Annotated in this window: 10 protein-coding genes and 1 tRNA gene; 8 read left to right on the top strand and 3 right to left on the bottom strand. The window is 63.5% G+C overall.

The window, feature by feature from the left end:
* The first annotated feature begins 197 nt into the window (after positions 1 to 197).
* On the top strand, positions 198 to 2,249 hold the full coding sequence (locus tag D3Y59_RS11575; protein ID WP_119445194.1) for a GMC family oxidoreductase: 2,052 nt from the start codon (positions 198 to 200) through the stop codon (positions 2,247 to 2,249).
* A 61-nt stretch (positions 2,250 to 2,310) separates the two neighbouring features.
* Complete coding sequence (locus tag D3Y59_RS11570; protein ID WP_162910715.1) at positions 2,311 to 3,417, top strand: flavin-containing monooxygenase; 1,107 nt, start codon at positions 2,311 to 2,313, stop codon at positions 3,415 to 3,417.
* A gap of 310 nt (positions 3,418 to 3,727) precedes the next feature.
* Here the strand turns inward: D3Y59_RS11570 and D3Y59_RS11565 are convergent, their stop codons facing one another.
* Positions 3,728 to 4,057, bottom strand: coding sequence for a T9SS type A sorting domain-containing protein (locus D3Y59_RS11565; RefSeq protein WP_162910714.1), 330 nt, complete (start codon positions 4,055 to 4,057; stop codon positions 3,728 to 3,730).
* A 246-nt stretch (positions 4,058 to 4,303) separates the two neighbouring features.
* Between D3Y59_RS11565 and D3Y59_RS11560 the strand changes: the two genes are divergently transcribed.
* The 3 genes from D3Y59_RS11560 (at position 4,304) to D3Y59_RS11550 (ending at position 7,448) form a co-directional block, all read left to right on the top strand.
* The gene (locus D3Y59_RS11560) at positions 4,304 to 5,446 is read left to right on the top strand and encodes an NAD(P)/FAD-dependent oxidoreductase (protein WP_119445191.1); all 1,143 of its coding nucleotides are present in this window, start codon (positions 4,304 to 4,306) and stop codon (positions 5,444 to 5,446) included.
* Between the two features lie 82 nt (positions 5,447 to 5,528).
* Entirely contained in the window at positions 5,529 to 6,644 is a 1,116-nt protein-coding gene (locus D3Y59_RS11555) for a type III polyketide synthase (RefSeq protein WP_119445190.1), read from the top strand.
* Between the two features lie 87 nt (positions 6,645 to 6,731).
* A complete protein-coding gene (locus D3Y59_RS11550; protein ID WP_240410340.1) occupies positions 6,732 to 7,448 on the top strand; it encodes a methyltransferase domain-containing protein in 717 nt (238 codons plus the stop codon).
* A gap of 323 nt (positions 7,449 to 7,771) precedes the next feature.
* Here the strand turns inward: D3Y59_RS11550 and D3Y59_RS11545 are convergent, their stop codons facing one another.
* Positions 7,772 to 8,692: a histone deacetylase family protein gene (locus tag D3Y59_RS11545; RefSeq protein WP_240410339.1), complete on the bottom strand. Its 921-nt coding sequence runs from the start codon at positions 8,690 to 8,692 to the stop codon at positions 7,772 to 7,774.
* Positions 8,693 to 8,724: 32 nt separating this feature from the next.
* On the opposite strand from D3Y59_RS11545, the gene D3Y59_RS11540 reads away from it, so the two are divergent.
* Positions 8,725 to 9,741: a carbohydrate kinase family protein gene (locus D3Y59_RS11540; RefSeq protein ID WP_240410338.1), complete on the top strand. Its 1,017-nt coding sequence runs from the start codon at positions 8,725 to 8,727 to the stop codon at positions 9,739 to 9,741.
* Between the two features lie 96 nt (positions 9,742 to 9,837).
* Here the strand turns inward: D3Y59_RS11540 and D3Y59_RS11535 are convergent.
* A tRNA-Val gene (locus D3Y59_RS11535) sits at positions 9,838 to 9,912 on the bottom strand.
* Positions 9,913 to 10,108: 196 nt separating this feature from the next.
* Between D3Y59_RS11535 and D3Y59_RS11530 the strand changes: the two genes are divergently transcribed.
* Both D3Y59_RS11530 and D3Y59_RS11525 read left to right on the top strand, forming a co-directional pair.
* Positions 10,109 to 10,798, top strand: coding sequence for a porin family protein (locus tag D3Y59_RS11530; protein ID WP_162910713.1), 690 nt, complete (start codon positions 10,109 to 10,111; stop codon positions 10,796 to 10,798).
* 89 nt (positions 10,799 to 10,887) lie between these two features.
* A complete protein-coding gene (locus tag D3Y59_RS11525) occupies positions 10,888 to 11,397 on the top strand; it encodes a DUF6992 family protein (RefSeq protein WP_119445188.1) in 510 nt (169 codons plus the stop codon).
* The last annotated feature ends 47 nt before the right edge of the window (positions 11,398 to 11,444 follow it).

Genomic DNA, 11,444 nt, shown 5'->3' with positions numbered 1-11,444 from the left:
GTCCTGCCTTGGCTGCAAGCACAAGCTCAACAATTTAAGCCTGGCCATACAGCCGCTGAGTTGAGTACTTTTAAAAAGCTCGGCATGCCGAGCTTCTGCTGGAAATTTCGTATTTAGCAGTAAGCCACGCGCATATTGCCGCTGCTTATTGCCGGGACGAAACGTGAGCCTGTTTTGCCTGCTTAATTACCTTTTGCATGGATTTCTCTGCTGAGCAACGCCGCACCCTGGCCGCGCTGGCCGATGCCTTTATTCCGAGCTTGCCGGGCCACGCCAAGCACGCCTCGTTTTGGCAGCACCACGGCGCCGAAGGCGTGCGCCTTGAGCTGCTGCAAGCCGCCATTGAGGCCCAGCCGCAAGCCGCGCAGCAGCAGTTTGGGCAGTTGCTCGATTTGCTAGCTAGTCGCTTGCTGGGACTGAGCTGGGGCGGGCCGCTGAAGCCCTTTGTGGCCCTTGATGCCGCCCAGCGCGAAAAGCTGTTGCAGCGCTGGAGCCAAAGCAGCCTGCCGCCGCTGCGGCAAGGGTTTCAGGCCTTGCGCAAGCTGGTAATGTTTCTGTACTACGGCGGCTCGGCGCCCGAGGCGCCCAATTTCAACTGGCAGGAGCTGGGCTACCCCGGCCCGCTGGCTTTTTCCGATGGGCTGGTAGATACCCCTAGGCCGCTGCAAACCCTGCACCCCGACGCGGCGGAGGTTACCTACTCCTGCGAGGTGCTGGTGATTGGCAGCGGCGCCGGCGGCGGCGTGGTGGCCGGCGAGCTGGCCGCCGCTGGCCACGATGTGCTGGTGCTCGACAAAGGCCCGTACTGCCACGGCTGCGACTTTACGCAGCGCGAAGCCGACATGATTGGCCACCTCTACGATGCACGCGGCACCCTCAGCACCACCGATGGGGGCGTAACGCTGCTGGCCGGCTCGTGCCTGGGTGGCGGCACCACCGTCAACTGGGCCGGCTCCTTCCGCACTCCCGACTACATTTTGGATGAGTGGGCGCGCGAACATCAGGCCCCACACTTTACCCAGGCATCGTTCCGGCAAAGCCTCGAAGCGGTGGCAGCGGCCCTGAGCGTGAACACCGACTACGTGCGCCACAACGGCCAGAACCAAGCCTTGCTCGAGGGCTCCCGGCACCTAGGGCAGGAGGTATGTCTGATTCCGCGCAACGAAAAAGGCCTCGACGATTCCGATCTGCACTTCCGCGGCCTCGGCTTCAGCACCTTCGGCGACCGGTACGGCATCAAGCAAGGCACGCTTAACACCTACCTGAAAACCGCCGCCGAGCACGGCGCCCGACTGCTGCCTGATACCCGCGTGGAGCGCATTACCTTGGAGGCCGGCCGCGCCACAGGCGCCGAAGCCGTGCACACTACTTCCGAGCAACGTACCGTGCGGGTGCGCATTCAGGCCGAGCGCGTGGTAGTGGCTGGGGGCTCCATCCAAACGCCGGCACTGCTGCTCCGCAGCGGCTTGCGCCACCCGCACCTAGGGCAACACCTGCATTTGCACCCCACGGTGGCGGTATCGGGCGTGTATCCGCAGCTGATAGAGGCGTGGTTTGGCCCGAGCATGTCGGTAGTAAACGACAGCTGCGCACGGCTTAACGGCTCCAACTTCGGTGCTAAAATCGAAACGCCGCCCGCGCACCTAGGGCTGATGGCCATGACGCTGCCGTGGCTTTCGGGCGAGCAGCACAAGCGCGTTATGGAGCAGGCGGCGCATTTGGGCTCGTTTATCGTGCTAACGCGCGACCGGGACGGCGGGCAAGTGCGCATCGATAAGCAAGGGCAGCCACTCATCAGTTACCGCCTCAGCTCCTTCGACCGCGGCAGCCTGCTGGCTGGCGTGCGCACCGCGGCCGAAATCCACGCCGCGGCGGGGGCCCACACCGTGTACCTGCCGCACGGCACCTTGCCCAAGCTGCACGTGCGCGATGGCGAAATTCAGAACCGCCAAGTGCTCGACACGCTACCCCGCCTCGATTGGAGCCCCAACCGCTTCAACCTCTACAGCGCCCACCAGATGAGCACTTGCCGCATGGGCGGCAACCGCGCCACGCACCCCACCAGCCCCACGGGCGAGCTGTACGAGGCCAAAGGTCTGTACGTGGCCGATGGTTCGGCTTTCCCGGCGTGCAGCGGCGTCAATCCCATGCTCACCATTATGGCCCTGGCGCACCATACCGCGCAGCACCTCAAAGCCGATCTGGCCACGGCCGCACGTCTGGCACCGGCAGCTGCAGCGGCCAGGTAAGCATAGCTGGCGCGTAGTTGTTTCTTTGTGGCGCGACGCCCAATGGTGCCGCGCCTTTGCTATGCCATCCATTGTTTCTGCCGAAGGCGAGTACCGCACCGATACGCTTATCATTGGGGCCGGGCAAGCCGGTTTGGCCGCAGCGTATTACCTAAAGCAAGCGGGCGTGCCGTGCATCTTGCTCGAGCAGGCTCGCGAGGTAGGGCAGGCGTGGGCCTTGCGCTACGCCTCGCTGCGGCTGTTTTCGCCGGCTTGGGCCAACGCGCTGCCTGGGCTAAAGTGGCCCGGCCCCGCCTTGCGCTACCCCACCAAAGACGAGGCCGCGCAGTACCTGCGGCTCTATGCCAACTACTTCGATTTCGAGGTGCACCTAGGGCAGCGCGTGGTGCGTGTGAGTGCGGCCGAAGCGGGCGGCTTTGCGGCGCACACCGCGGGCGGCGCGCGCTACTTAGCCAAGCGCGTAATCGTATGCACCGGCGGTTTTGAGGCCGCGCACGTGCCGGCTTGGGCCAGCGCCCTAGGTGCCGAGGTGCAGCAGCTGCACAGCAGCCAGTACCAAGCGCCCGCACAGTTGCCCGGAACCGGCCCCGTAGCGGTGGTGGGCAGCGGCAACTCGGCCTTGCAAATTGCCGCCGATGTGGCTGCCACCGGCCGCCCCGTGTACATCGCTTTCGACCCGAATACGCCCACCATGCCCAACAACAGCCTGATGTGGGTGCTGCTGAAGACGTTCGGGGTGTTGCGGTTTTCGCGGCACGGCTGGCTGGGCGGCTGGATGCACCGCCGCGCCGAGCCCGTGGTAGCCGGCGACCTGCGCCGCCTCCGCCGCTTCGGCAACGTGCACTGGGTTGGCCGCGCCCGCCAAGCCGAAGGCGACGCCTTGTTGGCCGATGCTGGCCGCACGCCCGCGCTGCAAGCCGTGGTGTGGGCCACCGGCTTTCGGCCCGATTACCGTTGGGTTGAGTTGCCAGTGTTTGATAACCAGGGCGTTCCGGTGCACCACCGCGGCATTTGCACGGTGCCGGGTTTTGCCTTCTTGGGCTTGCCCTGGCTCGACAGCCGCGGCTCGGCCCTGATGGGCGGGGTAGGGCCCGACGCGCACCGGGTAGTAAAAGCCCTTTTGGATAGCGAAATTGTAGTTTGGCAAAAAAAAGGAACCCCGGCGTAGTCCGAATTAGTTAAAGCTGCGTAATTTGGTATGTAGGCTTTCCACTTACTTGTACTCTTCCATGACGCTGAATTCGCTTGCTGATAAATTGGCTGCGCTTCTGGACCGTGTTCTGGGTGGCCGTACCCCTCAGCTCCAGCCAGTGCCAGTTCGCGCCCGCCGCTAACCCTAACTTCGATTTGTCTCATCAGCCCTCCGGTTTGCTCCGGAGGGCTTTTTTTTGCCCTGCCCCACCAGCCCAAGCGCCCATAAACGCGGCGGCCGTTGCCTCCCGAAGAAAGCAACGGCCGCCGCGCACGAAACACAACTGCTAGCGAATCACCAGCTTGCGCATTACGCTCGTGTTGTCGGAGTCAATCTTGACGTAGTACAGCCCGCTGGCGTAACGGCTCAAATCGAGGCGGCGCGTAAAGCGGTTATTCAGCTCCGTAATGGTTTCGCGGTACACCACGGTGCCAATCACGTTGAGCAGGCGCAATTCGGTTTTGCGGCCCTCAAAGCCGGTAAACGACACGTACACCACATCCGAGCTGGGGTTGGGGTACACCAAGATGTTCTTGTCGTCGGAAGAAGCTGGGGGCGCTACTGCCCGCGCCGGCGCCTGCTGCTTGGCAGCCGCGGCGGGTAAACTGCTTTGCAAACAGCAAAGGCTAAAAGCAGTTACCAAAATAGCGTAAAGTAATCGTTGGGGCATAGAAAGGGGTAACGTTGGCTGGGTGCCTGCGCTGCATCGTGGCTAGGTGCGGCGCAACGCACGGAACATCCACAAAAGTAACGGCTTATTCTGAAATAGGTTATAAAAAATATATGGAATATAAGGTACCTTTTCAAGCTTCGTATACGAATACAGCGTCAGCCTTCGTTAGTTCTAATTTCTCTTTTCGCTTTGCCCACCAACCGGCCTGTTTCTGCTGTTGATGTACTCATTATCGGAGGCGGCCTGGCCGGACTCACCGCCGCTCTCGACTTAGCTGGCCGGGGTTGGCAGGTGGCGCTGGTAGAGCGGCGGCACTACCCGTTTCACCGGGTGTGCGGCGAGTACGTGTCGAACGAAGTACTGCCGTACCTGCGGCGCCTAGGCGCCGACCCGGCCCCGCTGCAGCCGGCCCAAATTGAACAATTTTTAGTGTCGGCGCCGGGTGGCCGCACCCTCACGGCCCACCTCGACCTAGGCGGCTTCGGCGTGAGCCGCTATGCCCTCGACGAATACTTGTACCAGCTGGCAACGGCCCGCGGCGTGCAGTTTTGGTTGGGCGCTACTGCCAGCAACGTCAGCTTCGAGCCCGATGCCGATCGATTTGCCGTTGCCCTAGCCGATGGGCAGCAACTAGCGGCCCGCGTGGTGCTGGGTGCCTACGGCAAACGCGCCACCCTCGACCGGCAGCTCGAGCGTGCCTTTTTCCGGCAACGCTCGCCCTACGTAGGCGTTAAGTACCACCTGCGGCTCGACTTCCCGCGCAACCTCATTGCCCTGCACAACTTTGCCGATGGCTATGCGGGGCTTTCGGCCATCGAGGCCGATCGGTACTGTTTCTGCTACCTCACCACCCGCGAGCAGTTGCGCCGCCACGGCAGCATACCCGCGCTCGAGGCCGAGGTGCTGGCCCAAAACCCGCACCTGCGGCAGGTGCTCACCGAAGCCGAGCGCCTGTATGCGCAGCCCGAGGTCATCAACGAAATTTCCTTTGCCCCAAAAACTTGCGTGGAGCAGCACGTGCTGATGTGCGGCGACGCGGCCGGGCTGATTACGCCCTTGTGCGGCAACGGCATGGCCATGGCCATGCACGGCGCGGCCCTGGCGGCCGAGCACGCCCACTGCTACCTAGGCGGCCAGCTCACGCGCCCAGCATTGGAAGCCAGCTACACCCGCGCGTGGCAGCGGCAGTTTGCGGGCCGCTTGCGTGTGGGGCGCCTGGTGCAACGCCTGTTTGGCGGCCCGCGCCTTACCGATGCCGTGGTGGCCACGCTGCGCCACGCCCCGGCCCTGGTGCAGGGCCTCATGCGGCAAACCCACGGCGCGCCTTTCTGATTTTGCTAAACCTTCCGAAAGCTGGGCCGTTGTCGGTAGGGGTGCCGCGCCGCGCGGCATCGGTTTCCGTATACTGCCTTTCATGACCACCAGCTACCTCAGCGCCATCGGCACGGCCACGCCGACGCACCGGCTGCCGCAGCCGCAGATTGCCGAGTTTATGGCCCGTGCCCATGGCATGGACGAAGCTGGCACCCGCAAGCTCCGCGCCATCTACCGCATGTCGGGCATTGGCTACCGGCACTCGGTATTGCCCGATTACGGCCGCACGCCCGGCGCCTACACGTTCTTTCCGAATACGCCCGACCTAGAGCCCTTCCCGACGGTGGGCGCCCGCATGCGCGTGTACCGCCGCGAGGCCTTGCCGCTGGCCGCCGAAGCCGCCCTCGACTGCCTTCGCCAAGCGCCCGAAATTGCGGTGCAAAGTATTACCCACCTAATTTCGGTGAGCTGCACCGGCATGTACGCCCCTGGCCTCGATATCGAGCTGGTGCAGCACCTAGGGCTGCGGCCCGATGTGCAGCGCACCTGCGTCAACTTTATGGGTTGCTATGCCGCCTTCAATGCCCTGAAGCTAGCCGATGCTTTTTGCCGCGCCGACCCCCGTGCGCGTGTGCTCATTGTGTGCACCGAGCTGTGTACCCTGCACTTTCAGAAGCGCAACGAAGAAGACCACCTCGTGGCCAACGCCCTGTTTGGCGACGGCGCCTCGGCGGCTTTGGTGCTAGGCCAACCCGCCGTAGGCCGACCTAACCTCGAGCTAGCCGCGTTCCATTGCGGCCTCGAGCCCGATGGCCAAGCCGATATGGCCTGGCACGTAAACGACTTCGGGTTTGAAATGACGCTGTCGAGCTACGTGCCGCGCCTGGTAAAGCAGGGCATCCGCAAGCTCACCGACGGGCTGCTGCAGCACCTGCCTGTGCGCCTGCCCGATGTGCGCCACTTTGCCATTCACCCGGGCGGGCGGCGCATTCTGGAGGCCATTGAGCAGGAGCTAGGCCTTTCGCCGGCCGATAACCGCCACGCCTACCGCGTACTGCACGAAGTAGGTAATCTGTCGTCGGCCACGGTGCTGTTTGTGCTGCGCGAACTGCAGCGGCACCTGCAGCCCGAAGAAAGCGGTGCGCCCGTGCTCAGCTTTGCTTTTGGTCCGGGCCTGACGCTGGAAGCCATGTTGCTGCGCGTGGTTTACAAGTAAGGAAGAAGGAGGAATGACGAGGGAGGAAGGCCGCTGCTTCCTTTTTTCATTCCTCCTTCTTCCTTCATCATTCCTCCTTCACCCATTATGCCTGATTTCGCCCGCCGCTCCTCGGAGCTTGAGCTGATGGACGACCTGACGCTGGCCTCCGACGACCTGCGCCGGAACCTCGACGAGCTCGAGGTCATCAACACGCGCTTGGGCGGCTACCGCGTGGTGCTTAGTGCCTTGCAGCGCCTGCGGCCCCGGTTGCCTGCCAGCCGCCCCGTGCGCATTGCCGACCTAGGCAGCGGCGGCGGCGACACCCTGCGGCGCGTGGCGGAGTGGGCGCGCCGACAAGGTTTGGCCGTGGAGTTGGTGGGCCTCGACGCCAACGCCTTTATGGTGGATTACGCCCGCGCCCGCAGCCAAACCTACCCCGAAATCGAATTTGCGCAGCAAGACATCTTCGCGCCCGATTTCGCCCGGCAGCGCTACGACGTGGTGATGTGCAGCCTCTTCTGCCATCATTTTACCGAGCAGGAACTGGTGCCCATGCTGCGCCAGTGGCGCGAGCAAGCGCGCGTGGCCGTTATCATCAACGATTTGCACCGCCACCCGCTGGCCTACCACAGCATCAAATGGCTGACGCGCCTGCTGGGCGGCTCGTACCTGGTGCAAAACGATGCGCCTTTGTCGGTAGCTCGCGCGTTCCGCCGCCACGACTGGGAAGCGCTGCTCGCCACGGCCGCCATTACGCGCTACCAGTTGCGCTGGCAGTGGGCGTTTCGTTGGCAGCTGATCATTGAAGGCGCGGGCGAGTAGCAGAACGATAAAACTCCCCTCCTCAGCTGAGGAGGGGATGCGGCAGCTTCAACTGCCGTTGGGGTGACTGACAATCGTTGCTGATGCCTGGACGATTGCCCTAGGGCGCCAACCCTAAGCCGTCATGCTGAGCGCAAGCGAAGCATCTCTACTGATAGCATTTTATTATTCGACGAAGCGGAAGAGATGCTTCGCTTGCGCTTAGCATGACGTGCTGGTTCGTTGAGGTGACTATCTCACACGAGGTCAACCACCCCGGCCGCGGTTGCGCCGCGGCGTCCCCTCCTCAGCTGAGGAGGGGAGTTTTATCGTTCTGCTGCCACTCAAAACCACAACTCGCGCGCCAGCCGGAAGGTATTGGCGTGGGCCTCCACAATGTCGCTGATGCGCTCGGAGTAGCCGCCGCCCATGCACACCACCACGGGCAGCTGGTATCGGTGGCAGAGCTCCAACACAAACCGGTCGCGCTGGCGGCAGCCCTCGCGCGTGAGGCCCAAGTGGCCGAGCTTGTCGGTGCCGAGCACATCTACCCCCGCGAGGTAAAACACAAATTCGGGCTGCACCTCGTCGAGCAGGCGGGGCAGGGTTTCGTGCAGCAGTTTTAGGTAGGTGGCGTCGTCGGTGCCGTCGGGCAGGGCCAAGTCCAGGTCCGAGTGCTCTTTGCGGGCCGGGTAGTTGCGCGCCCCGTGCATCGAGAAGGTAAACACCCGTGGCTCGTACCGGAACAAGGCCGCCGTGCCGTTGCCCTGGTGCACGTCCAGGTCGACGATGAGCACCTTGCCGATGCCTTCGTGTTGCAGCAGGTAGTTGGCCGCCACGGCTTGGTCGTTGAGCAGGCAAAACCCCTCGCCGCGGTCGGCAAAGGCGTGGTGGGTACCGCCGGCCACGTTGAGCGCCACGCCGGTGTGGCGGGCCAGCTTGGCGCACTGCACTGTGCCGCCCAAAATCGTAACCTCGCGCTGCACCAACTGCTCCGACCACGGAAAGCCCGTGGCGCGTTCCTCCTGGCGCGTAAGCTGCCCCTGCACCAGCCGTTGGTAATACGCAGCGCAGTGCGTTTCCAGAATGTACTTGTCGGGCAGCGGAATGGGCGCAAAGATGCTTTCCTCCGCAATGGTGCCTTCGCGGATGAGTTGCTCGGGCAGCAGCTCGTACTTCAGCATCGGAAAGCGGTGGCTGGCGGGCAGCGGGTGGGCGTAGAGCGGCGCCCAAGCAACGGGCAGGTAGTGCGGCGGATGAGTCACGCCCGAAACAACGCGGCGAAGGGGGCCGAGGTTTGCGACGCGGCTTCGCGAAGCCAAACGCGGCAAGCACCAATGGCTCCACGGCCTATATTGCCGGCGCGGCGGTGGCGGTGTTGTGGGCTGGCCGCATCAGCACCAGCCGCTTCTTCCAGTGCTTCGACGGCAGTTGTATGAGCCAATCGGTGGTGTGCTTCGGCGAAATATTGTGGGATGTATTGCCCACCGGTAAGCAACCCGGCGGAGCGCCCCTTAATGTGGCCGTGCACCTGCAGCAGCTGGGGGTGCCGGCCTGGCTCATCAGCAGCACCGGCCCCGACGACCTAGGGCAGCAGCTGCGCTGCTGGATGGCTAGCAAGGGCTTGGCTACCACGCACGTGCAGCGCAGCCACTTGCCCACGGGCGTAGTGCACGCCAACGTAGCCGATGCCCACAACGTGCGCTACACCATTGCCGAGCCCGCCGCTTGGGATGCTATCGGGCCCAGCCCCGCCGCCGAGGCGCTGGTAGCCCAAGCCGATGCGCTGGTGTTCGGGAGCCTGGTGGCGCGCCGCCCCACCACGCGGGCCACGCTGCACGGCTTGCTGCCGCACGCCCGCTTGCGCGTGTTCGACGTGAACCTGCGCCCGCCGCACAACAGCCCCGAGGTGGTGTTGCCCCTGCTTGCCCGCACTGATTTGCTGAAGCTAAACCACCACGAGCTGCGCGAGCTGATGCAATGGCTGGGGCAGGCCGCCGAACCCGCAGCGGCCCTGCCGTGGCTGGCCCGCCGCTACCGCCTCCAAGCCGTGTGCGTTACCCTAGGTGCCGCCGGCGCCTTGCTGTGGGCCAACGGCCAGCTGTACCAGGCGGCCGGCGTGCCCGTGGCGGTGCACGATACCATTGGCAGCGGCGATGCCTTTTTGGCGGCTTTGCTGCGCGGGTGGCTGGCCGGGCAAGCGCCCAACGAACTGCTGCGATTTGCTTGTGCCGCCGGCGCTTTGGTGGCTACGCAGCCCGGGGCTACGCCCGCCATTACGCTGCCGGCGGTGCAAGCGCTGCTTGGCACCTAGGGCCGTAGTGGCCGCCGCTGCAAAACAAGGGCGGCCTGTTGTGCTTGTGGGCATAAAATGAAAAACGCCCTTGCGGAAGCCGTAAGGGCGTTTTCGTGAAGCGTACTGGACTCGAACCAGTGGCCTCCACCGTGTCAAGGTGGTGCTCTGAACCAACTGAGCTAACGCTCCGGTAGGGCAAGGCCGGAAGCCGCAAACATACACAGCACTCGGCCACGCAGGCAAGCAGCCCAACAGGAAAATTTTCTGTTGCGTAGGGTTTGTGTGCAACCCGTAGGGGCCGGCCAAAGTATAGCCAATCGCCTATGGCCCGATGCGTTGCTGCCCGCAACTGCCGGGTGGGGCTCAACCCAAGATCCACTATCACATGAAAAAAATTGCACTCTTACTCTCGCTGTGCGCCCTGTGCAGCTGGGAAGCCCTGGCCCAACGCGGCGTAGAAGGAATTCGTAAATCGTCGGACTACCAAACCACGCCCGACTCGCGCAACAACGGTTTCGGTATTAAGGGCGGTTGGAACTCCTCCAACTTCCGCGGCGATGACAAGAAGAACTACGGCAACGAGGCAAGCCGCCAGAACTTCCATGCCGGTGCTTACGCCCAGTTTGGTTTTTCGCCCCAAACCTCGCTGCAGGTAGAGGCGCTCTACAGCCGCCAAGGCTTTAAGGCGTCGTCGGCGTTCCGGCCGGCGGGCATGCAAAACACCTACGAAACGCAGCTCGACTACGTGCAGGTGCCCGTGATGTTCGTGTACAACTTCGTGGATAACGTGAGCTTCCACGTGGGCCCGCAAGTGTCGCTGCTCGTGAACGTGAAGGAAGACAAGAACGCCGTCAACATCAGCAACCGCAACTACAACTCGCTCGACTACGGCGGAGTGGCCGGCCTGGAGGCGCGCGTGGGCCCGGCCCGCGTGGGTGGCCGCTACGTGCTCAGCCTGGCCAACATCTACAACGACCCCAAGATGGAGAACGGGATGATGACGCCCAACGAGAACCTCAACGACATCAAGAACAGCCTCATTCAGGTGTACGTAGGTTTCGGCTTTGCCCAGTAACCCACCGCCTGCCTAGGTATTTTTCGGAAAGCGCGCCCCACACGGCGCGCTTTCTTGTTTAGGTTCGTGCGTTGTTGTTGCTGCCGCCTATGCCCGTAGTATCCGATGTAGCCGCCGCGTTGCCGGCCATCAATTTTGAGCGCGAAATGCTGACCCAGCAAGGCATGGGCGTGCTAGGTGCCTGGGCCTTGCTGAACCTGCTGGGCAGCGGCTGGCTGGTTACGCGCACGCCAGCTACGCAGCAGCACTATTTTCATCAGATGAACGTGGGATGGGGCGCGGTAAACGCCCTGCTGGCCGTATGGGGCATACTGCAAGCCCGGCCGCTGCACGTGGAGGGCCTTACGCTGGCCCACAGCCTGCAGGCGCAGTTCGCGTTCGAGAAGATTCTGCTCTTCAATGCCGGCCTCGATGTGGCGTACGTAGCCGTGGGGGCGTGGCTGTTTGCGCGGGCTGCTTCCGCGGATCAGTTGCCCGAGCGCTACCTGGGCTACGCCCGCTCGCTGTGGGTGCAGGGCGGCTTTTTGTTTGTGTTCGATATAGGCTTTTACCTGGTGTACCACCGTTGGACGGCCGCGCTGCTGGCGCTGGTGCCCTAGGTTGCCGGTAAGCAACCGGCACGAAAGAGCCCCGGCAACCAGTGGCT

Source organism: Hymenobacter oligotrophus, assembly GCF_003574965.1.
GTDB lineage: Bacteria > Bacteroidota > Bacteroidia > Cytophagales > Hymenobacteraceae > Solirubrum > Solirubrum oligotrophum.
Note: the sequence above shows the minus strand (reverse complement) of the source record. Positions and strands in the feature narration are given on the sequence as shown.